Origin of the sequence: Bacillus cereus group sp. MYBK227-1, from assembly GCF_051916325.1 — a bacterium.
Lineage (GTDB): Bacteria > Bacillota > Bacilli > Bacillales > Bacillaceae_G > Bacillus_A > Bacillus_A cereus.
On the sequence record NZ_JBQAGK010000001.1, the window covers coordinates 327959 to 351490 of the forward strand.

Below are 23532 nucleotides of genomic sequence, written 5' to 3' on the forward strand. Positions count from 1 at the left end.
GAGTTTTTATTGGAGGGGGATTAATTTGCTTCAAAAGAGTTTTAAGCAAGAGAAAACGGTACCGGCCTTAAAGATGATAGCATCAATGGTTATCTTTGGATCAGTTGGATTTTTTTCGGTTCAAACAAACTTACCTTCGTTTGAATTAGTGTTTGTAAGGTGTATTTTTGCGACAATATTTTTAAGTGTATGCTGGTTGCTTACAGGGCAATATAAACAAGATAAATGGGAACGAAAAGAAGTTATTCAAGTTTTAATATGTGGTTTTTTCTTAGTATTTAATTGGGTTTTCTTATTTAAAGCCTTTGAAAATATGTCAGTTACCATTGCTATCTCAGTTTATCATCTTGCACCAGTAATTGTACTGTTAATTGGAAGTATCGTCTTTAAAGAAAAATTAACATTCATATCTATCATTTCAATAATTGTGTGTTTTGCAGGAGCTTTATTAATTGCTGGTATTGATGGAAGCTTCTCTGTCGGCTCATTAATGTCTTCAGGTATGATATGGGGATTTCTTGCGGCTCTCTTTTATGCATTTACAACTTTATTTGGTAAAGGGATTAACAAAATGAGTGCGTATGCAATGACATTTTTACAAACATTCTTGGGGATATTTCTTTTAATACCATTTATAGATTTAGATGCTTTTAGTGGCCTCACTCAAAGTAATTGGACATATATTATAGCTACTGGTTTTATTCACACAGGGATAGTATATTATCTGTTTTTTGATAGTTTACGCTATTTATCTACAAAAACCATCTCAATATTAGTTTTTTTAGATCCGGCAGTGGCAATATTATTAGATACTGTACTTACTGGATTCCGTCCAACTTTAATGCAAATAACAGGAATTCTTTTTATTTTTATTGGCATGACTTTAACATTAAAAAAATCTAAAGATAAAAAACTAAGCCAAAAAGAAAAGCGAATTGAAAGCGATGCTAGTATATCTCAACAATAATGAAATATATTGTGTATAAAACGATAAACCTTGCATGAATCATGTAAGGTTTATTTTAGTTCAATATAATTCATATTTATAATACATAATTTTCAAAACTGAGGTATGTGTTTCTTTAATATGCTTTTGATTCAACTATTTTTATTTGACTATAAATTTACAAAAATGTATATAAAACCTTATTTTTTGATAATATATAAGTAATAAATTCATAGAATTGGAGTGATGAGATGCAGCCGTTAGAAAGGGAGATTCATTCTAATATGCTGAAAGTGTGGAGGATGCACGCTTTAATTGGGGCGGTAGTTATACTAACAGTCGTAATTGCGTATTTCTTTTTTATGATTAACTTTAACTGGTGGGGCTGGTTGTTCGGACTATTAGTAACAGGAGCTATTACATTTATTCCCCTTGATTATTTTGTGTTTCCAAATTTACGTCAACGCTATTATAGTTACAGATTAAATGAAGAAGAGATTGAGATTCAAAAGGGAATGTTTGTTGTAAAACGCGTACTTATTCCGATGATCCGTGTGCAGCACGTAACGATTGAGCAAGGGCCGATCATGAGAAAGTATAATTTAGCAGAATTACATATTTCAACAGCCGCAACTTCTCATAGTATTCCAGGTTTAACGAAAGAAGAAGCAGAACAGCTGAAAAGACAAATTGGAGAACTTGCGAAAGTGAGTGATAAGGATGTATAAGAGGCAACATCCGATTACGATATTGTTAGGTATTAGGATTGCGAGTTTGTTGCCACTTATTATTCTTGTTTTATTTAAACCTGATGAACAAGTGGAACCTTGGTATTTATTTTATCTTTTTCTTCTGGTTGTTTTATTCATCATGGCTATTTTTTCAGCAATTAAATGGTATTTTAAAGTGTACTGGATTGAGAATAATATTTTACATATAAAGCACGGTGTTTTTGTAAAGAAGGAAAGCTATTTAAATAAAGAGCGTGTACAAAATATTAGTACGTCTTCTAACATCATTTATCAAATGCTCGGACTTATGAAGTTAAATATAGAAGTAGCCGGTGGTGGTAATGAACCAGAAGTGATGTTGGCTGGTATTAAAGAAGACGAGGCAAAACATTTAATTTCTTTATTACATAAGAAAGAAACTACTGTAAAAGAAGAAATAGAAGAGGAAGAAAGCAAGACGCTTTATCAGTTAACAGCGAAAGAGGTTTTAGCCGCAGCGATTACATCTGGTCGGTTCGGACTAGTGTTCTCTGGGCTAGTACTTCTTTACACAAAGTTTGATTTTGTTCTTCCTGAAGGATTCACAAGTAAAGTAGAAGCGTATGTGATGGGAAACGGTGTTTATAAACTAATTGTAATTGCATTAATTTTAATGGCAATTTCGTGGATTATTTCCACGGCTGGATATGTGTTGAAATATGCAAACTTTAAAATTGAGCGAAAAGGGGAAGAGATTCGTATCGTTCAAGGATTATTTGAAAAGAAAGAGTTTGTCTTAAAATTGCACCGCATTCAAGCGATTACTGTAAAAGAAGGTATGCTTCGCCAGCCGTTTGGCTATTGTGCTGTTGAAGTGGAAGCAATTCAAAGTATTGGAGCAGCAAGTAACGAAGTAATGTTGCATCCATTTATGAAGAAAAAAGATGTACAGCACCTGATCACATATTTAGAGTTACCATATGAAATCGAAGCGGAGATCGTTCACTTACCAAAAACAGCGTTGCGTCGTTATTTCATTATGGGCTGGTTAATAAGTATCATACTCACAGTTCTAATTGCCAGCGTGAGTATATATTTTAAACAATATATTGCGTTGTTTGTTATTTTACCGTTATTTATCGTGTTTTCGTTACTTGCGTATGCTAGATATAAAAGTGGCGGTTATGAATTAAGAGAAAATCAACTAACGGTTGTATATCGTAATTTTTCGAAATATACAGGAATAATGCGAAGAAGACATGTTCAAGCAGTAGGTTATAATCAATCGTATTTTCAAAGAAAAGATGAATTATGTACAACTCTTGTAGCGGTAGCTGGGCGCGGTTATGAAGTAAAGCATATGAGAAAAAAAGATTCACTTCGTATATATAATTGGTACAAAGAAAAAGGAAACACCGGTGTGTAATGGTGTTTCCTTTTTGTCATTAAATTGATATCTTTAGTCGAATCGTTGATATATTTCAAGATATGATAGATATATTCGGAAAATCGTTAATATAATTTCACGTACTGTTAGTGTTGTATTATGTTTTAATTAAACTAACACATCAAAAGTAGTCACAAAAGATGGACGAGAGAAAATACTCTTTTGCTGTTCCGCATGTGGATGCGCTGGAGCTTGTTCTTCTGCTTGCGTGGGACGTTTTTTATGAGCGTTTTCGAATGAACGTGATTCTGTCCAGTCTTTAAAGTTTTGCTCTGTTTCCCACATCGTTAAGATGACGTATGTATCGTTACTTAATGGGCGTAGAACACGGATCGCTTGGAATCCTGGTTCGTTTTCAATAAGGCCTGCGCGGTTTTTAAAACGGTTTTCAAATACAGGGCGACCTTCGTCTGTGACAGAAATGTTGTTACAAACGATATAGCCAGGTTGTCCTTTAAATTCACCGACAGCATCTAGTACGTCATACTGAAGTGAACCTTCTACAGATTCTTCTGTATTTTCTTTATAAAACATATTTTTTTCATCATTTTTTGCAGTGAAATGTGCTTGTTCTAGAGGTGTTTCGTATGAAATAATAGCCTTCATTTTAATGCCCCCTTAATAGTTTGTTTCTATTATATCAACTCTCTTAAAAAACTTCGAAGATTATATACATAAAGATACTTCTTTTTCAAATAATAAATGTACCATCATTTGGAAAGAAGGACGATGTATGAAGAAAGTAAAGTGGACTTTATTAGGCGGCGTCGCAACGTTCGTAGTAGCGATTGTAATCTATAAACTTATCGTGTTAGCTGGTGGCTATATGATGGATGAAAAGCAGCTCGTTTTCCACTCTTCATCACGTATCGTTGACCAGAAAGGGAAAGAAATTACGAAATTATACGTAGAAAATAGAGAGCTCGTACCGATCGAGCAAATTCCGAAGTATGTGCAGCAGGCGTTTGTTGCGGTGGAAGATTCTCGTTTTTATGAGCATCAAGGGATTGATTATCCGTCTATATTCCGTGCTCTTTATAAAGATACGTTAGCTGGAGAAAAGATAGAGGGCGGTAGTACCATTACGCAGCAACTCGCTAAAAACGTCTTTTTAACTCGTGAAAAAACATTTACGCGCAAATTGAAGGAAGTCGCAATTTCTCTTCAATTAGAGCAAAAATATACGAAGCAACAAATTCTTGAAATGTATATGAATCATATTTATTTTGGTCATGGGGCTTACGGCATTCAAGCGGCAGCAAAGTTGTATTTTAATAAAAATGTTGAGGATTTAACAGTAGAGGAAGGGGCAATGCTTGCAGGCCTTCCGAAGTCACCAAACGGATATTCACCGTACTATTCTGCAGAGAAGAGTAAGGAACGCCGTGATCTAGTGTTGTCACTTATGCATAAACAAGGCTATTTGACTGCAGAAGAAAGCGTTCGTTATCAAGGGAAGACAATTGCTCTATATAAAAATTTAGATGAGAATGAGCTTGCATATATGCCGTATATTGATATGGTCATAGATGAAGCCGCTCTTTTATACGGATTGTCTCATCAAGAAGTACTTCGCGGAGGATATACGTTTGTCGTACCTATGGATGAAAAGATTCAAAAGGTAGCATATAACCAGTTTCAAGATGCAAGGAATTTCCCTGGGAAAGAAGAGGGGGCGCAAGGTGCTTTCTTATTAATGGATAATCGTACGGGAGGGATTAAAGCGGCGATTGGGGGAAGAAAGTACGTCCCGAGAGGATTTAATCGTGTTTTTGCCAAAAGGCAGCCTGGATCTGTTTTAAAACCACTTATCGTTTATGCACCAGCACTAGAAACGAAAAAGTATAATCCGTATTCTTTATTAACGAATGAAAGAAATTCTTTTGAAGGGTATGAACCTCGAAATTATAATCATGAGTATTCAAAAGAAATGACGATGTATGATGCGATTTTAGAGTCGGCAAACGTACCGGCAGTTTCTTTATTAAATGAGTTAGGGGTAGAAGAAGGAAAGCAATATTTAGAAAAAGGGAATGTTCATATTGCAGATGCTGGTTTAAGTACAGCGCTTGGCGGATTGAAAAATGGCGTTTCAACATTTGATCTTGTAAAAATGTATCGTTCATTTTTAGCAAATGGAAATATTATCGAGCCGCACGTTATTGATAAAGTATTAAATAGACACGGTGCAGTCATTGGGGAATCTCCAAAAGTAGAGACAAAAATCTTCTCGAAGCAGACAGCATGGTATATGACGAAAATGTTAGAAGGAGTTGTGAAGGAAGGAACAGCAAGAGTTGGTGTATATAACGGTGCGTTAGCTGGAAAAACGGGTACAACTTCATTGCCAAATGACGATAAGGGAGCAAGAGATATGTGGTTCGTTGGTTATACACCGAACTTAGTAGGCGCTGTTTGGATTGGTTATGACCGTACGGATAAGGAGCATCAGTTGCAAGGAGAAAGTGCATCTGCGACAAAATTGTTTAAGAAAATTTTAACGAAGGCTAATGTAGAACATAAAGAGAAGTTTATGAAGCCTGAAGGTGTGGAAACAATCGGCGCTCCGATTCGGCTGCGCAAAATTGAAGATGTAAAAATGAAACTATCATTTAGCCCTTTCGGTTTATTTAAAGCAAAATTAAGCTGGACGCCACTTCCAGATAACAGAATTATGTACCGAATCTATAGAGTGGAGAACGGAATTCATACGCATGTTAGCACTGTAAATGGTGCTGGGGAATATGAGGAAAAATTCGTTAACATATTTTCAAAACCGAGCTTTTACGTTGTACCATATAATACACAAACGAATCGTGAAGGAGAAAAGTCGAAAGTAGCTAAACCATAGTTTTTCTCTGTGTTATAATAAGAATGTTGTGAAAATAGTAAGCGTTTTTAAGAGTGTTTGTGTCAATTTAATGAACAACGTACATAATATTATGCATTTTGTTTTTACAAGCTGTATAGTAAAAAAAGATAAATATCGAACGTATTCGAAGCATTGGTAAGGAAGGGAGCAAGGGTCTTGGTAAGAACTATAAATGAGACATTTTTAAAAGCATGTAGGGGGGAACGTACCGATTATGTACCAGCATGGTATATGCGTCAAGCAGGTCGTTCACAGCCGGAATATAGAAAGATTAAAGAAAAGTATTCTTTATTTGAAATTACACACAATCCGGAGTTATGTGCTTACGTTACAAAATTGCCGGTTGATCAGTATAACGTAGACGCAGCAATTCTTTATAAAGATATTATGTCACCACTACCTGCAATTGGTGTGGACGTAGAAATTAAATCAGGTATTGGCCCAGTTATTGATAATCCAATCCGTTCTTTACAAGACGTAGAAAAACTAGGGGAAATCAATCCAGAAGATGACGTACCGTACATACTAGATACAATTCGTTTATTAACGACAGAAATGTTAGACGTACCGTTAATCGGTTTTTCAGGAGCTCCATTTACATTAGCGAGCTATATGATTGAAGGCGGTCCATCTCGTAACTACCATAATACGAAAGCGTTCATGTATGCAGAGCCGAAAGCTTGGTTCGCTTTAATGGATAAACTAGCAGATATGGTTATTACATATTTAAAAGCGCAAATTAACGCAGGAGCAAAAGCAGTTCAAATTTTCGATTCTTGGGTTGGAACAGTAAATGTAGCGGATTATCGCGTATTTATTAAACCAGCAATGGAGCGTATTTTTGCAGAAGTTCGTAAGATGGGTGTTCCAATGATTATGCACGGCGTAGGAGCTGCACACTTAGTGAATGAGTGGCACGACTTACCGCTTGATGTAGTCGGCTTAGATTGGCGCTTACCGATTGAAGAAGCACGTGCACGGGGCGTTCATAAGGCGGTACAAGGTAATATGGACCCTTCATTCTTACTTGCACCATGGTCTGTTATTGAAGAACATGTAAAAGGTATTTTAGATCAAGGGATGAAACAGCCGGGTTATATCTTTAACCTAGGTCACGGTGTATTCCCAGAAGTAAATCCAGATACATTAAAACGTTTAACTACATTTATTCATGAATACTCTAAAGGGCAGTTAGCGAAGTAAAGGAGCATTGCTGTATGAAAAAGAAAATTGGTTTGCTTGTAATGGCATACGGAACGCCATATAAAGAAGAAGATATTGAACGTTACTATACACATATTCGCAGAGGAAGAAAGCCAAGTCCTGAAATGCTGGAAGATTTAACAGAGCGTTACCGTGCAATTGGTGGTATTTCTCCTTTAGCTACTATTACATTAGAGCAAGCTAAGAAGTTAGAGAAGCGTTTAAATGAAGTACAAGATGAAGTAGAGTACCATATGTATCTTGGCTTAAAACATATTGAACCGTTTATTGAAGATGCGGTGAAAGATATGCATAACGACGGAATACAAGATGCAATCGCACTTGTTCTTGCACCTCACTATTCTACGTTTAGCGTGAAATCGTACGTTGGACGAGCACAAGAAGAAGCTGAGAAACTTGGAAACTTAACAATTCACGGCATTGATAGCTGGTATAAAGAGCCGAAATTCATCCAGTACTGGGTTGATGCAGTGAAAGGTATATATAACGGTATGTCAGATGCAGAGCGTGAAAAAGCAGTATTAATCGTATCTGCACATAGCTTACCAGAGAAAATTATTGCAATGGGCGATCCATATCCAGATCAATTAAATGAAACAGCGGACTATATCGCGCGCGGAGCTGAAGTAGCAAACTATGCAGTAGGCTGGCAAAGTGCAGGAAACACACCAGATCCTTGGATTGGTCCAGATGTACAAGATTTAACGAGAGAACTAAATGAAAAGCACGGTTATACTTCATTCGTATATGCACCAGTTGGATTTGTTGCGGAACATTTAGAAGTTTTATATGACAACGACTTTGAGTGTAAAGTTGTAACGGATGAAATTGGTGCAAAATATTATCGTCCAGAAATGCCAAATGCATCGGAGGCATTTATTGATTGTTTAACAGATGTTGTATTAAAGAAAAAAGAATCTGTACTGTAAGAAGAAAGGAGGAGCCTGCTTGAGGAAAAAAGTTGTGATCGTCGGCGGAGGCATCACTGGATTAACAGCAATGTATAACTTACAAAAAAATATTCATGAAAAAAACTTGCCGATTGATACATTACTTATAGAAGCATCGGGTAAACTTGGCGGAAAAATTCAAACCGTTCGAAAAGATGGATTTACAATTGAGCGCGGACCAGATTCTTTCTTAGCACGAAAAGAAAGTGCAGCTAGATTAGTGAAAGAATTAGGTCTTGGCGATGAACTTGTAAATAATCAAGCCGGTCAATCATTTATCCTTGTAAACAATCGGTTACATAAAATGCCGAATGGATCAATGATGGGAATTCCAACGCAAATTACGCCGTTTCTATTTTCCGGGCTGTTCTCCCCAATTGGTAAACTAAGAGCTGGCTTTGATCTATTAATGCCGAGGTCAAAGCCAGTATCTGACCAATCACTCGGACAATTTTTCAGACATCGTCTTGGAAACGAAGTGGTTGAAAACTTAATAGAGCCGTTACTATCGGGTATTTATGCAGGGGATATTGATGAAATGAGCTTAATGTCAACATTCCCGCAAATGTATCAAATTGAGCAGAAACATCGCAGTATTTCACTCGGTATGCGTACGCTCGCTCCGAAAGAAGAGAAAGCTGAACCGAAAAAGGGAATGTTCCAAACAGTGAAAACAGGTTTAGAATCTATCGTAAAATCTCTCGAAGCAAAGATGCATGAAGGTACGATAATAAAGGGAACTCGCATTGAAAAAGTTGCGAAACAGGGTGATGGTTATACGATTACTCTTAGTAACGGAAAAGAAATAGAAGCGGACGCCATCGTAGTGGCAACTTCGCATAAAGTATTGCCGTCCATGTTTGCTCAGTACAAGCAGTTTCGTTTCTTCCGTAATATTCCATCCACATCCGTTGCGAATGTGGCACTTGCTTTCCAAAAGTCTGCAATCCAGCGCGATATTAATGGTACAGGATTTGTCGTATCACGAAATAGCGATTACACCATTACAGCATGTACGTGGACGCATAAAAAATGGCCACATACAACGCCAGAAGGAAAAACACTCCTTCGCTGTTACGTTGGACGTGCTGGTGATGAAGCGGTTGTAGAACAAACTGAAGAAGAACTCGTTCAGCTCGTACTAGAAGATTTAAGGAAGACGATGGATATTACAGAGGATCCAGAGTTTACAATCGTAAGTCGCTGGAAAGAAGCGATGCCTCAATATACAGTGGGCCATAACGAGCGAATGAAAAAGCTCACAACATTTATGGAGAAAGAGTTGCCAGGTATATACTTGGCAGGTAGCTCCTATGCTGGTGCTGGACTTCCAGACTGTATGAATCAAGGTGAGGAAGCTGCAAAGCGTGTATTATCTCATTTGGAGAAAGTAATAGATGCTGAATTAATCGCACAATAAATTATAAGAAACGCCTTCAATCATATTGAAGGCGTTTCGTTTATTATATAAAATACTTATTCGCCAATAAACATATATAAGTTATTTGGCTTTATAACAGCATCTCCTGCATAAATAACCCAATCTGTTAAGTTATCAAAATCTAAATGATAACTATTTCCTTCACTCATATCTTCTATAAAATATGGTTCATTGATGAGTATTCCTTGAATCAGGTCTTCTGTAATATGTTGCATTTCAAACCACATATGTTCGCTTTTACCCTCTTCATAGGAAACACCAAACTTAGCGAGAAAACGAAACTCTTCATTGGATTTTTCAATTTGAAAAATGTTGCTGAAATACCCGAAAGTATTTTTCGCATTATAAGCCATACGATCGGTTTCACTATTTGTTTTATAGAACATGAGCCCTGTAGCTTCCTCGTGTTCTTTGAAAAAACTTTCAATATATTCTTCTGAAGTATTAAATTTGAATAAGAGAACGGATGGAGATTGATGGTATTCATCTCGGGCATCCATTCCGCCTAAGAATGTATTTTGTGCATCTATTGGCTGTAATTTCACTTCTTCATCCTCGATTGAAGATAATTGGTCCATACTCGTTTTATGCCCTATATAAGATAATCCTTTCTCCCACGGAACAGCGACTGTATGTATAGAACCTTGCTGACTATGCGCGATAACGATAGGCTCATTCATAGGGACTTGTCCATTCTCAACGGCATTATTAGCAAATGTTTGAAAGAGATCGCCAATGCCGTAGTAGGAAGAAATGCGATTTGGAATAATTAACTCTATTTCAGTTACGCCCGCTCTTAAAAGGCCGTGTGTATGAAACCAATATTGCGTAGGCTCGCCTTCTTTATCGTCTTCATAAACGGAATGAATAACGTATAAGTCAGGAATGTCAGGTAATAATTCATTTTCAACGTGATATTCAATATAGTTTCTAGATATCACTTTCATTGCTGCACTTGAATCGATTACAAATAACAAATCTGGGGCGAGGTTCCATAAAAATTGTATTTGCTGGAAAAAGCAGTCGAGTACATCGCCTACAAATAGAGTACGAGTGAAAATTTCAGTACCGAAAGCCGCATCTTCAAAATTACGATCTACAATTGTAGAATCTTGTCTATTGTACATTTTATATTCATCTGGGTCATTCGCCTCATCAATATGCAGTTCATACGGTATGATTGTTTCATCCATATGTAACTCAACAATAAGGCTTGTCTCATCACTATAAACAATTTTTAACTCATCAACTTTAGTAGCGATATTTTCTAGCCGTTGTTTTAACTGCTCAATTGTAATTCTAGTTGGTATAACAGCAATCATATCTGAAAAATGACGTTCTAATGTTCCATTCATAGCTGCGCGGTATGTTTCTGTTTGCACTTCCATCCAATCACTCCTATTCAAATGAATCCATTTTACATGCCAATCAAATGTCGATATTTTCTGTTTTCTCTCTCTAACATTATAGAGTGCATTTGTAGAAGGTGTAAAATTATTATTTTGTATTATAGTTTGAAAGCTTGTAAATTAAATAAATCTTTTGTAAAATTTGTCGAAAAATAGTTCTATATAACGAATCATTTGTTATGATAGAAATGCTGAGAAAATATGAAATAGGGAGAGGAAAATGGCTGTGAAGAAATTGTTAAGCGTCTTTTTATCATTCTTGCTATTGCTTTCATTTACTGGAACTTTAGCGCAAGCAGAAGAAACTGCTTCTATGTCAGTAGAAAAAGCAATTCAAGTATTTAAGCAGCAAGGGAAAACGAAGGGGATTGTGGAAGGATATATTGTCGGATATACGCAAAGTTCTTCTAAATATACGAAGGATCCAGCTAAGTTTGATGATACAAACGTAGCAATTGCAGATTCGCCAAACGAAACGAATCCAGACAAAATCATGCCCGTTCAGTTGCCAAAAGGTGATGTGAGAACGGCAGTGAATGTAAAAGATCACCCTGAAAATATCGGGAAGAAAGTTAGTTTGACTGGGACTCTTGAATTATATTTTAGTAACCCAGGTTTAAAATCAGTAACAGCTTATAAGTTTCAAGGTGAAGGACAAAACCGTGTTAGCGATGTAGTAGCTTCACCGAACGGCGGAGAAGTTGCTACAGGAACAGCGGTAACATTAACGACGAATACAGAAGGTGCAACAATTTACTATACGTTAGATGGCTCTAATCCTACTAATAAAAGTGTTCGTTATAATGGACAGATTATAGTGAATGAAAATAGTGTAGTGAAAGCAATCGCAGAAAAAGAAGGACTTACTTCTTCAGCAATTTCGACATTTTCATTTATTATCGTAAATAATGAACAGGTTCGTATTCATGACATTCAAGGAAAATCACATATGTCTCCTTACAACGGGAAGAAAGTAAACAATGTGGAAGGCGTTGTCACAGCGCTTGATAAAAATGGTTTTTATATAGAAGATAATCAGCCAGATAATGATCCAGCTACTTCAGAAGGTATGTACGTATATAAAAAAGATGCGAATGTAGCAGTAGGAGATCTTATTCAAGTTGATGGAGTAGTAGAAGAATATGTTGGACCAGGCTATGCAGAGCGATTTGAAACAGACTTAACGACGACAGAAATTAAGGCGAGTCGCGTTGCTGTAATCGCAAAAGATCAATCTTTGCCAGCACCGATTGTACTTGTGGAAAACGGTGTGAAAATCCCGGACCAGATTATTGATAATGATGCATTCGGTTTATTTGATCCAAATGAAGATGCAATCGACTTTTATGAAAGTATAGAAGGCATGCGTGTTACGATGCCAACACCAAAAATTATTGCACCTCAGAAAAATGGAAATTTATATGTAACAGTAAAAAATGGTGGAGATAAAATAGTAACACAATATGGCACACCTCTATTAGATGAAAACCAATTAAACCCAGAGCGTCTTTCTGTGAAGGTACCTCGTGATTATGTAGCAAAAGTAGGAGATATTTTTACTGGAGATATAACAGGGGTAGTAGGATATGATTACGGTTCTTTCCGTATTTCGCCAATAACAGAACTGCCAGCTGTAGTGGATGGTGGATTTAAGCAAGTAGGCGCAAATATTCAGCCACGTCTTGATAAGTTAACGGTTGCTACATATAACATTGAAAACTTCTCAGCGAATAAAAAAGAAACAACAGATGAAAAGGTAAAAGCGTTAGCGTATTCTATTAAATACAACTTAAAAATGCCAGATATTATCGGTGTAGAGGAAATGCAAGATAATAACGGATCAATTAATGACGGTACAACAGATGCGTCATTAAGCGCAAAACGTATCATTGATGCAGTGCTAGAAATTCGTGGACCGAAGTATGAGTATGTAGAAATCGCTCCAAACAATAATCAAGACGGAGGAGCACCAGGAGCGAATATTCGCGTCGGCTTCTTCTATAATCCATCACGCGTGAAATTAGCGACGGTACCAAAGTTACTTGATAAAAATGTTGTTCGTATTGGAGACGAAAATCCATTATTTGAAAGTACACGTAAACCGTTAGCGGCAGAATTTACGTTCCAAGGACAAAACATTGTTGTCGTTGCAAATCACTTAAACTCAAAACTAGGAGATGCAACGCCATTTGGAAAAGTGCAGCCGCTCGTATTAAAAAGTGAAGACAAACGAATTCAGTTAGCACAAGAGGTAAATCATTTCGTGCAAGGAATTCAGAAAAAGAATACGAATGCACCAGTTGTCGTGTTAGGTGATATGAACGATTTCGAATTCTCTAAACCACTAAAAACACTAGAGGGAACAATCTTAAAAGATATGTTAAACACAGTGCCAAAAGAGAATCGTTACACGTACATTCACGAAGGAAATGCACAAGTGTTAGATCATATTTTAGTAACAAATAATATCGCACCACACACAATTGTAGATCCAGTGCACTTAAACTCAAATATAATGAAAGAGCACGGACGTGTAAGCGACCATGACCCAGTACTTGCTCAAATTGATTTGAAGAAAGCTTCTTAAAGAAAGGAACGCTTAGGTAACTAAGCGTTCTTTGTTTGCATCGTTATAGAATAGTATAAAGAGATGATTCCTTTTTTGGTAATCTAATGATAAAATTGATTAAATATTTAGTTTTTAATAAGGAGGACAACAATGCAGTTACAAATAAATGGAAAGGTAATGAATCAGTTTGCAATTTTTTTTAGTACGATCATCATGCTTCAGTTTGTAGCTGATATAACAGGACTTACAAGCAATCTAGATATTACGTATAACTTAATACATACAGCAGCTTCTTATATAACATTTAGTTTGGCGGTTATTTTCACTTTAATAGGTGCAAGAAGAGAATTAAGTAAATATGCAATTGTTTCATTATGTTTAGTAATAGCGATTAAAGCGATTTATTTTGTAGCGGTTGTTATTTTATGGGGATTGGCAGGTACACCGTAAGTGAATAGTAAATAAAACCCTAATTTCCAATATAGTAAGGAAATTAGGGTTTTATTATACTTGAAACGCTTTTCTGCACCGCTCTCTTTTTTGCAACCTTCTTCTATATTTTTTTCTATCACGTTTTACTCCTTGTATATACATGATTAAGCTAACGAAGAGGAAGAAGGCACATTGTATTGTCAAAATATATGGTGACATGCCATGCAGCGGCTGCCTTGGATCATATAAATGAATAGGTGCTCCGCCTATTGTAGGGAGTACCGTATTTAGCAGGACGTAAGGAATAGAGGTAGTTGCAAATGGAAATAGAAGCGCCATATAGTCCTTTTGGGACCATGCAGATGCAGCAAGTCCTAAAAGAGCCATCAAACCTGCAAATAAAAAATTAATTCCGATATATACAGCAATGTAAGTGATGGGAGAAGTTTCATATAAGTTTGCGAACATCCCGTTATCATTTATAATGCCTGAACCAGCCGTTGGTACTCCGTCTGGAATGGTTAATTTGCAAAATAATAACGATAAGATGAATGGAAATGTATAAAGAAGTCCGCCGCAAAAAAATGTAACGATATATTTCGTTACTGAATAAGAAAATAAAGAAATTTCTTTACTGACAAACGGTTTAAAACCATCGGACTTATCCGAGTTATAACTTGTACTAAAGGGAAGACTTGCAATAACTGGCATTAATAATAAATAAACATCCATTTCATTTCCACGAAATCCAATCCATTTAATATCCGTCGATATAGGTCCATTCGCAGCGTCTCCTAAATAACGAATTACATAATAATAATGATAAATACAAATAAGAACAAATCCACTAAACATAATAATTAAAGAAACACGATTACAAAAAGCTTGCTTTATATTTAAACGAAGCGCACGCATCATGACTGAAAAAGCCTCCACTATTTTGATAAACTTGTCTATTTTCTATATTACTATTAATTGTAAAGATTTTCTTGTTTTTTTATTTGATTATTTGAAAAAGAGGAATTTTGTTGTTGTGAAGTAAGGTTTAGCTGAAATTAATTTTTCTAAAATATGGTTGACAATTAAGTATTACATTTGTAATCTTAATTATAGATTACAAATGTAATACTTAGGAGTGAAACATACGATGACAAATCAATTACCTAAAATATCTGAAGCGGAATTAGAAATTATGAAAGTACTTTGGTCGAATTCTCCACAAACAGCGAATGAAATTATAGAAGAACTGGAAGATGCAATGGACTGGAAACCAAAAACAATCCGCACATTAATTAATCGATTAGTACAAAAGGAAGCCGTTTCTTACCATCAAGATAAAGGGCGAATGTATGCTTATTATCCGTTAGTATCACAACATAATTATTTGCAAGTGGAAACGAAATCTTTACTAAAACGTTTTTGCGGTGCAGCGTTTAAGCCATTACTTGTTAATTTCTTAAAAGAGGAGAAATTATCTTCAGAAGATATTAATGAATTAAAACGCATTTTAGATGAGAAGACAGAGGAGAATAAGAGGAAGGATCGATAAAAATGATAAACACGCTTATAAATGTATACCTTCCTCATTTTTTTGATTGGCTTATAGAAACGTCACTTATGGCTAGCATATTAGTCGGATTTATTTTATGTATAAAAATTTTATTTAGAAATAAATTAACACCCCGGTGGCAATATATGCTGTGGATCGTATTAATGATAAGACTCCTTTTACCGTGGTCGCCAGATAGCTCTTATAGCATTTACTCATTACTTTCCTATAGTTCTAGTGTATCGGAAGTTATTCCAAAAAATATGCCGGCTACTGAGAATATAGTGAACATAGAAAGCGAACGAAAAGTGGAATTGAAATCAAATTCTAAAATGGTAACAAAAACTAGCGAACCGGAAGTAAAAGTCAGTTCGGAAAAACAGACTACATTTTCTTTATCCAAACTTGCTTTGTATGTTTGGATAGCTGGGTTAATCATATTAGCGGTCATCACGTTTCTTACAAATAGCCGTTTATATTCTTACATAAAGAAACAACCGGATATTACGGATGAACAGGCCATTACAGTGTTTAATCGCTGTAAGCAATCTATGAAAATGAAGAAGGCGGTTTCGTTACGTCTAGCGGGAAAGATTGCGAGCCCAACTGTGTTTAGTTTCTTTCGTCCGAAAGTATTACTATCAAAAAAACATATGAAAGTATTAAATGAGCAACAATTACAATATGTCTTTTACCATGAGTTAGCTCATATTAAGAGAAACGATGTAGCTGTAAATTGGATTATGTACAGTTTAATCCTATTAAATTGGTTCAATCCGATTCTTTGGTACGCCTATTTTTGTATGCGAGAAGATCAAGAATTAGCCTGTGATGCATATGCACTTACTTTTATAGATAAAGAGGAACAAATTGCATACGGACATACAATTATTACCCTTCTAGAACACTATTCCTATCAAGTACCAAGCCTAGCAAATTTAAGTAGAAATAAACGAACACTAAAAAGGAGAATCGTTATGATTAAAAAATTCCAAAAGAAATCGTATCGCCTTTCTTTACTTGGAGTGATTGCGATAGTTGCTATTGCATCCCTTTTTTTATTCAATGCACGTGCAACGGAAGGGAAAGAAAAGCAAGAGGATAAAGTAGAGCAGTCAAAGGATGCTTTCCAAAATGCTGTAGATACATTATTTGGTACAGAGGAAAAGGCGAGAAAAGAATGGGGGATGTCAAAATGGCAATATGAAAGCCGAACAGCCTTTTTATATCATGCTGAAAAAGCTTTAACAAAGGAAGAGTTTGAGAATTATGTGCAGTTATATAAAGAGGTATTACAGATCGAGAAAAAAGGATTAGTTAGATTAAACTTACCCGGAAATTTCCAAGGGGATATAAAAGAGGTGAAAGAAGAGCGCTTAAGTACAGAAGATCGTGAAAAATTAAAAGAAATAAATAATAAAACAACTCCTTATGAGGATAAGGTAGGGAAATATTTAACATATACAGTTGAAGAAGTGCAGCAACATGTTGATTTCCAAATCAAGAGGCCAACTTATACAATTAAAGGATATACCCAAAAAGATGAAAGAGTAAATTATTATCTTAAGATAAAGCCGGAATTTACTATTGAATTAGAATATACGAACGGAAAAGGAAATTATACAATTTCTCAATCGCAAGTTTTTGGGGAAAGCAAAGACCCATTTAGCCACCAGTTTATAGTGCCTGAAAATATAGAAAAGTACGAACTAGAAGGGAATCAAATATTCTACGCTACTCATCACTCGGATAGTAATTTACAAGGTATGAAGATGATTGTTCCAGCAAAAGGGAAAAATAGTGCATACCAAATCGTTATTATTAATCATAGTTTAGAGAACCCAGGAGAAGCAGTATTCGATAAGAATGTAAATAAAGAAGAACTAGAGAAAATTATGCTTTCTATGTTGAAATAGCAAAAAGGTGTTCTTAAGATGTATATCTCTAGAACATCTTTTCCTTTTCTCTTTTCTTCTGATAAACTATGGAAAGTATGATATACACTGACTGAAATTTTTTTATACTGGAAATAATAAAAAGAGAACTTGTATAGAATGTAAGCGTGTGGTAATATCAAAGATGTACTGATTGACTATATTATCCAATTGGTCATTTTTGGAGGTGAAGATGTGGCGATAGATCGAAAACGTTCTATTATTGAAGCTGCAACAAAGTCTTTTTCAGCGTTCGGTTATAAAGCAACAACGATGGATCAAGTAGCGAAGTTAGCGAATGTAGGAAAAGGAACGATTTATACTTTTTTCAAAAATAAAGAAGAGCTATTTGGTGAAATTATTTCTAATTTAATTACAGAAATGAAGCAAGTTGCAGAAAGTGCAATTCGTTCAGATGTTTCATTTTTTGAAAATGTACATAGAGCATTATATAGCATCTTGGAATTTAGAAAAGAACATCAGCTCATGATTAAATTAATTCAAGAAGAGCGCGATATGGGAACGAAAGAAGTACAAGAAGTTATGCAGCAAGTTGATGTGGAAATCGTTTCTGTTATTCAATCGTATTTAAAGATTGCGATTGAAAAAGGTGAAATTAGCAAATGTGACCCAGAAATTACAGCATTTATTATGCTTCGTCTATATGTATCGCTTATTTTTGATTGGGAAAAAAATCATGAACCGCTAGAAAAAGAAAAAATTGCAGAGTTATTTGAACTTTATTTACTAAAAGGATTGTCAAACTAAGATAATCCTTTTAATTTTATAAAAAAATGACCGAATGAACAATGTGGTCATATATTTAAGTTAAGGGGGGATATAGAAAAAATATAATCATAATGAGAAAAAGTTGCATAGTAATAAATTCGGGGATAAGGCATATGTATGAACAAGTATAGCCTTTTTGTTTGGGTGAAAATGACTATATGAACATTTTGGTCATTTTATAAAAGGGGGAGAAATTATGAAAGGTAATCAGTTACTTCGGAAAGAGTTCACGGAAATTATAAAAAGTAAAAAAATATTAATTCCAATTATTGCGGTCTTATTCGTACCGATTTTATATGCAGGGATGTTTTTGTGGGCCTTTTGGGATCCGTATAAACAGTTAGATGACTTACCAGTTGCAGTAGTCAATTTAGATAAAGGCGCAGTATTTGATGGGAAACCAATTGAGGTCGGAAAAGGGCTCGTTGATAATTTAAAAGATAATAAAAGTTTTAAATGGGAGTTCGTAAGTGAAAAAGAAGCAAAGAAAGGAATGGAAGGTAGAAAGTATTACATGTTAGTGCGCATTCCAGATGACTTCTCAAGTAACGCTACAACGTTACTAAAAGACAATCCAAAGCCATTAAACTTAGAGTACATTCCAAACGAAAGTTTAAACTTCTTATCTTCACAAATTGGAGGAACAGCCATTGAAAAGATTAAAACTGAAGTATCAAGCACGTTAACGAAAACATATGCAGAGAAAATGTTCGATTCTATTAAAGACGTCTCAAAAGGATTAGCAGATGGATCAGAAGGGGCAAGTAAACTACACGACGGATCAAGTGAATTGCATGATGGTTCAAGTAAAGTGACGGATGGCCTTCATACACTTCAAGGGAAGCCTGGGGAGATGAAGGATGGAGTTGGGAAACTATTTGATGGATCTGGGAAAGTGACAGCAGGTTTAAATACGTTAAATAGCAAAACCGGTGAAATGCAAATAGGTATCGGGAAATTAGTAGATGGCTCCGGAAAAGTAACAGATGGTTTACATGTATTAAATAGCAATGTAGGTATCGGAAAATTAGTAGATGGCTCCGGAAAAGTAACAGACGGTTTACATGCACTAAATAGCAATGCAGGTATCGGAAAATTAGTAGATGGGTCAGGAAAAGTAACAGATGGTTTACATGCACTAAATAGCAATACAGGTATCGGGAAATTAGTAGATGGATCAGGAAAAGTAACGAACGGTTTAAATACGTTAAATAGTAAAACAAGTGAGATGCAAACAGGTATCGGAAAATTAGTAGATGGGTCAGGAAAAGTAACAGACGGTTTAAATACGTTAAATAACAAAACGGGTGAAATGCAAAAAGGTATTGGCGAATTGCGTGATGGATCTGAGAAAGTGACCGGTGGTTTGAACAAGTTAGTAAGTAAATCCGGTGAATTAAAAACAGGAACAACTGATCTATCAAATGGTATGGAACAACTGGTTGGGGGACAAAAACAATTAGAGGTAGCTTCTCAAAAAATTGAAAAGGGTTTGCAAGATTTAAATAGTAAAGTGAAAAGTTCTGCTGCAGGTTTAGAGGAAATACAGTCGAAAGGCCCTTCTATATTGAATACAGTAAATGAGAAAATAGATGGAGCTGGGGCGAATGTAAATCAGTTAAATGAACTTACGCAATCAACAGCAGGAGATGCAAAAAATGCAGCGCAAGATGTAGCGAATTTACAAAAGCAAATCGAGAGTTTACCGAAAGAATATCAAGAGCAGTTACAACCATTTATAACAAGTGCTGTAAAAAGTACAGCTACAGTTCAACAAAAAGCTGCCGGAGTAGCAGGTGGAACAAATAAATTAAATGAAGAAGTAAAACAATTAAAAGGCGAAATAAATCAAAAAACAAGTGATGCACAAAACAAACTACCGAATACAGCGAAATTGGACACTTTAACAGAGGGTATTGAGAAATTAGCCAGTGCACAAAAAGGATTTGTTGAAAATTTCCAAGGGTTTGGTAAAAATTTAAATGTAGCAAAAGAAGGCGCAAATAAATTTAAAAATGAATCCGGTCAATTAATTGATGCGATAAATCAATTAGCAGATGGCTCTGGTCAAGTAACAGGCGGTTTAGGAACATTATCTGCAGGAGCAAATCAAATGGCAGGTGGTGTACATCAATTAGCAGATGGCTCAAGTCAAGTAACAGGCGGTTTAGGAACATTGTCTGCAGAAGCAAACCAAATGGCAGGTGGAGTAAATCAATTAGCAGATGGCTCAAGCCAAGTAACAGGCGGTTTAGGAATATTATCTGCAGGAGTAACGAAATTAGCGGATGGCTCAAACCAAGTAACAGGCGGTTTAGGAACATTATCTGTAGGGGTGTCCCAATTAGCAGATGGCTCCGGTCAAGTAACAGGCGGTTTAGGAACATTATCAGCAGGGGTATCCAAATTAGCAGATGGTTCAAGCCAAGTAACAGGCGGTTTAGGAACATTATCTGTAGGAGCAAATCAAATGGCAGGTGGAGTAAATCAATTAGCAGATGGCTCCGGTCAAGTAACAACAGGCTTAGGCACATTATCAAATGGCTCAACCCAGCTAATCGACGGAGTAAATAAACTAGCAGACGGATCAGGAAAAGTAACGGATGGTCTCGTAAAAGTAAACGATGGTTCAGGTGAACTTGCAGAGAAACTTGGCGAAGGAGCAGAAAAAACTGGTGAAGTAAAAGGGACGGATAAAACGTATGATATGTTTGCAAGTCCTGTAAAAGTGAAGACGGAGAAAATGGCGGAAGTTCCAAACTACGGAACTGGATTTACGCCGTACTTCTTATCACTCGGTTTATTCGTTGGGGCATTACTATTATCAATCGTATATCCATTACGTGATACAGTCGGCGTTCCGAAATCAGGGTTTAGTTGGTTTATTAGTAAGTTCGGCGTACTACTATCAGTTGGTATTATTCAAGCGATAGTAGCAGATGTTATATTACTGTTCGGATTGGGTGTAGAAGTACAAAGCATTCCATACTTCATACTCTTTAGTATCATTACAAGTTTAGCATTTATCGCATTAATTCAATGTTTAGTAACAGCATTCGGTGATGCAGGCCGTTTCATCGCCATCATCACATTAATTATTCAGCTTACAACGAGTGCCGGAACATTCCCACTAGAATTGATTCCGAAGTTTTTACAACCATTCAATGCTTGGTTACCGATGACATACTCTGTATCTGGATTGAAGGCAGTCGTATCAAGCGGAGACTTTAACTTCATGTGGCAAAACATTGGAATGCTCATGATCTTCATTGTTGTATTATCACTTGGAACAATCGCTTCATTAACTTGGATGCATAAACGACAATTTAGAAATATTGCTGAAAATCAATCGGTTGAAGCGTAAAAAAAGCACCTTTTTGGTGCTTTTTTATTTTAATAGAGGGCATTTTTTCCTTAGTTCATCTATAAATCTTTCTAAAAGCTATAGAAACGAAAGAAAAGGAATTACAACAATTTACAGAGAAACATAGTGTAGAGGAGTTGATATGATGAAAGGCAATCTTACTTATTATTTTATCGTAAATCCGCTAATAATCTTTCTTGTTTATGCCCTTTCACCTATATTGTTTGATAAAGAAGTATATACAAGTATGAAAGATGCATTTGGAATACTTACGTTCTATGTAGTAAGTCTATGAACGCTTCAACATTCGAACTTGTAATGTATCCAAGCGTTATATATTCATCTTCATAGTAAAATATTATTTTTTTGTCAAAGATTCTTCTCTTCGTTTCTATGGATAGAATTTTTTCATAATCAAATTCGGCAATGAATGTGTTTTTATATTGGCTAAAAAAGAGAAGTCTTTGATTAGTAGCAAGTAACATGCCAGGATACGGGACTTTATGCGTAATCATATAGCCAGTAAGTGAACATTTTAAAGTAGATAAAATTTTTTCTTCTTTATGTAATAGTTGTTTTGCAGCTGTTAAGATTGGATTCATTGTATACATTCCTTTTATTTTGATATATGAATATTGTATCAAGAGTAAAAAGATTCTCAATATGTAATATTGCATATTGGCCGTTTTATAGTTGTAATATTATTTTTAAAAAGAAAAAGTACGAGGTGATTCAATGATACGGTTAGTAAAAGAGACTGATGCAGAAGCAATTATGAATATTAGAAAAGAAATTATATTATCGGAAACTACTACAAAATTTTTCGTAGTATCCCCAAAGAAGTTACCCAATGATATGAATGCAGAAAGAGAAAAGATACGGAAAAGTAATGAGAAAGGTAATCTTTATATCGTGTATGAAGTAGATGGGAAGGTAGTTGGCTTTTTAATTTTCAACCGATATGAACTAGAACGGTTACAACACGCAGGCACAATGGGAATGGGGATTAAAGAGGCGTATTGTAATCAAGGCATCGGCACGAAATTAATTGAATTTCTTATTAGTTGGGCGAAAGGGCAGAAAGGTTTAGAGAAAATTTGTTTAGGTGTAGTTTCTGTTAATGATCGGGCAATTAAAGTGTACAAACGTATGGGCTTTGTAGAAGAAGGCAGACAACGAAAGCAAATTAAATATGAAGATGGATCATATGGAGATGACGTATTGATGGGGTTTTATATTGAATAAAAAAGAGGAGTATTCTATTGATAGAAAGTGGGAATTTATGAGTAATTGTATAGGCGGTACATATTTTAGTGAAGAGACTGCCAATATTGGCAGTCTCTTTTTAGTGAAAACGTTAAAATTTAGCGAATCTTAAGTTCCAATCTTTCTTTCTGACGAAGATGATGAGCAAAATGCATAGAAATAAGTTGAAACCATTCTGCTGCATTTAAGTAACCAAGCCCAGGATGTTCGACTTTACAATCACTTGGAATAGAAGAAAGTGTTGGCTCTGTATTTTTTACAATTGTAATTAATTCTAGAAATTGTTTCTGCATTTCTTCTTTGGTGGCTGGATTTTCAGGTGTATATCCAGGATGATTTGGTACTTTAATTTGTATATTTGGGAAAGCACCAAGTTTATATACTTTTTCACCCATCTCTGTTTTTATGTTAGTTATTGATGGTGTTTCTATTTTACATTTTGTGATTGCATCTAACTGCATATATGTGGAGGCAATTAAATGATTATACATTTGACCGAGAGACCATTCCTCACTAGAAGGATTCATCCTAAATTGCTCTATAGAGTACTTTTCTAATTCCTCTATGTAATACGTTGCTAACTCCTCAAATTTCTTCATATTGTTAACTCCTTTTTATGAAAATGTATTT

The 23532-nt window shown here is 35.5% G+C and carries 20 protein-coding genes; 15 read left to right on the forward strand and 5 right to left on the reverse strand.

Annotated elements, in window-relative coordinates:
- The first annotated feature begins 25 nt into the window (after positions 1–25).
- The 3 genes from ACTFRM_RS01870 to ACTFRM_RS01880 all read left to right on the forward strand — a co-directional run bounded on the left by ACTFRM_RS01870 (position 26) and on the right by ACTFRM_RS01880 (position 3082).
- The gene (locus tag ACTFRM_RS01870) at positions 26–967 is read left to right on the forward strand and encodes a DMT family transporter (RefSeq protein ID WP_000939625.1); all 942 of its coding nucleotides are present in this window, start codon (positions 26–28) and stop codon (positions 965–967) included.
- A gap of 230 nt (positions 968–1197) precedes the next feature.
- Entirely contained in the window at positions 1198–1674 is a 477-nt protein-coding gene (locus ACTFRM_RS01875; RefSeq protein WP_001182728.1) for a PH domain-containing protein, read from the forward strand.
- A complete protein-coding gene (locus ACTFRM_RS01880) occupies positions 1667–3082 on the forward strand; it encodes a PH domain-containing protein (protein ID WP_000278127.1) in 1416 nt (471 codons plus the stop codon). Before ACTFRM_RS01875 ends, ACTFRM_RS01880 begins: the two co-directional genes overlap by 8 nt.
- Before the next feature lie 129 nt (positions 3083–3211).
- Here the strand turns inward: ACTFRM_RS01880 and hmoB are convergent, their stop codons facing one another.
- A complete protein-coding gene (hmoB, locus tag ACTFRM_RS01885) occupies positions 3212–3709 on the reverse strand; it encodes a heme-degrading monooxygenase HmoB (protein WP_000644061.1) in 498 nt (165 codons plus the stop codon).
- A 127-nt stretch (positions 3710–3836) separates the two neighbouring features.
- Here hmoB and ACTFRM_RS01890 point away from each other — a divergent pair, with 127 nt between their 5' ends.
- From ACTFRM_RS01890 to hemY, 4 genes are all read left to right on the forward strand, one after another.
- A complete protein-coding gene (locus tag ACTFRM_RS01890; RefSeq protein WP_000756283.1) occupies positions 3837–5954 on the forward strand; it encodes a transglycosylase domain-containing protein in 2118 nt (705 codons plus the stop codon).
- A 177-nt stretch (positions 5955–6131) separates the two neighbouring features.
- Positions 6132–7178 (forward strand): uroporphyrinogen decarboxylase, encoded by a 1047-nt coding sequence (gene hemE / locus ACTFRM_RS01895; protein WP_000252605.1) that lies wholly within the window; start codon positions 6132–6134, stop codon positions 7176–7178.
- Positions 7179–7192: 14 nt separating this feature from the next.
- Entirely contained in the window at positions 7193–8128 is a 936-nt protein-coding gene (gene hemH / locus ACTFRM_RS01900; protein WP_000726779.1) for a ferrochelatase, read from the forward strand.
- Between the two features lie 19 nt (positions 8129–8147).
- On the forward strand, positions 8148–9569 hold the full coding sequence (hemY, locus tag ACTFRM_RS01905; protein ID WP_001228101.1) for a protoporphyrinogen oxidase: 1422 nt from the start codon (positions 8148–8150) through the stop codon (positions 9567–9569).
- A gap of 56 nt (positions 9570–9625) precedes the next feature.
- Here hemY and ACTFRM_RS01910 read toward each other — a convergent pair whose 3' ends face one another.
- Entirely contained in the window at positions 9626–10978 is a 1353-nt protein-coding gene (locus tag ACTFRM_RS01910; RefSeq protein ID WP_000453700.1) for a DUF4026 domain-containing protein, read from the reverse strand.
- A 241-nt stretch (positions 10979–11219) separates the two neighbouring features.
- On the opposite strand from ACTFRM_RS01910, the gene ACTFRM_RS01915 reads away from it, so the two are divergent.
- Both ACTFRM_RS01915 and ACTFRM_RS01920 read left to right on the forward strand, forming a co-directional pair.
- On the forward strand, positions 11220–13586 hold the full coding sequence (locus ACTFRM_RS01915; RefSeq protein ID WP_440043073.1) for a DUF6359 domain-containing protein: 2367 nt from the start codon (positions 11220–11222) through the stop codon (positions 13584–13586).
- A 132-nt stretch (positions 13587–13718) separates the two neighbouring features.
- The gene (locus ACTFRM_RS01920; protein WP_001176843.1) at positions 13719–14018 is read left to right on the forward strand and encodes a hypothetical protein; all 300 of its coding nucleotides are present in this window, start codon (positions 13719–13721) and stop codon (positions 14016–14018) included.
- A gap of 54 nt (positions 14019–14072) precedes the next feature.
- Here ACTFRM_RS01920 and ACTFRM_RS01925 read toward each other — a convergent pair whose 3' ends face one another.
- The gene (locus tag ACTFRM_RS01925; protein ID WP_000984145.1) at positions 14073–14918 is read right to left on the reverse strand and encodes a hypothetical protein; all 846 of its coding nucleotides are present in this window, start codon (positions 14916–14918) and stop codon (positions 14073–14075) included.
- 229 nt (positions 14919–15147) lie between these two features.
- On the opposite strand from ACTFRM_RS01925, the gene ACTFRM_RS01930 reads away from it, so the two are divergent.
- The 4 genes from ACTFRM_RS01930 (at position 15148) to ACTFRM_RS01945 (ending at position 21636) form a co-directional block, all read left to right on the forward strand.
- Entirely contained in the window at positions 15148–15549 is a 402-nt protein-coding gene (locus tag ACTFRM_RS01930; RefSeq protein ID WP_000184504.1) for a BlaI/MecI/CopY family transcriptional regulator, read from the forward strand.
- Between the two features lie 2 nt (positions 15550–15551).
- Positions 15552–17465, forward strand: a complete 1914-nt coding sequence (locus tag ACTFRM_RS01935) for a M56 family metallopeptidase (protein ID WP_440043075.1) — start codon at positions 15552–15554, stop codon at positions 17463–17465.
- A gap of 213 nt (positions 17466–17678) precedes the next feature.
- The gene (locus ACTFRM_RS01940) at positions 17679–18251 is read left to right on the forward strand and encodes a TetR/AcrR family transcriptional regulator (protein WP_000963381.1); all 573 of its coding nucleotides are present in this window, start codon (positions 17679–17681) and stop codon (positions 18249–18251) included.
- A 217-nt stretch (positions 18252–18468) separates the two neighbouring features.
- The gene (locus ACTFRM_RS01945; protein ID WP_440043077.1) at positions 18469–21636 is read left to right on the forward strand and encodes a YhgE/Pip family protein; all 3168 of its coding nucleotides are present in this window, start codon (positions 18469–18471) and stop codon (positions 21634–21636) included.
- A 269-nt stretch (positions 21637–21905) separates the two neighbouring features.
- Here the strand turns inward: ACTFRM_RS01945 and ACTFRM_RS01950 are convergent, their stop codons facing one another.
- Positions 21906–22238 (reverse strand): PH domain-containing protein, encoded by a 333-nt coding sequence (locus ACTFRM_RS01950; protein ID WP_001068219.1) that lies wholly within the window; start codon positions 22236–22238, stop codon positions 21906–21908.
- A gap of 133 nt (positions 22239–22371) precedes the next feature.
- On the opposite strand from ACTFRM_RS01950, the gene ACTFRM_RS01955 reads away from it, so the two are divergent.
- Complete coding sequence (locus ACTFRM_RS01955) at positions 22372–22881, forward strand: GNAT family N-acetyltransferase (RefSeq protein ID WP_078404185.1); 510 nt, start codon at positions 22372–22374, stop codon at positions 22879–22881.
- The gene (locus ACTFRM_RS01960) at positions 22874–23014 is read left to right on the forward strand and encodes a hypothetical protein (RefSeq protein WP_153582202.1); all 141 of its coding nucleotides are present in this window, start codon (positions 22874–22876) and stop codon (positions 23012–23014) included. Before ACTFRM_RS01955 ends, ACTFRM_RS01960 begins: the two co-directional genes overlap by 8 nt.
- Here the strand turns inward: ACTFRM_RS01960 and ACTFRM_RS01965 are convergent.
- The gene (locus ACTFRM_RS01965; protein WP_078404187.1) at positions 23001–23501 is read right to left on the reverse strand and encodes a DinB family protein; all 501 of its coding nucleotides are present in this window, start codon (positions 23499–23501) and stop codon (positions 23001–23003) included. The two genes, ACTFRM_RS01960 and ACTFRM_RS01965, sit on opposite strands and share 14 nt — an antisense overlap.
- Positions 23502–23532 lie beyond the last annotated feature (31 nt).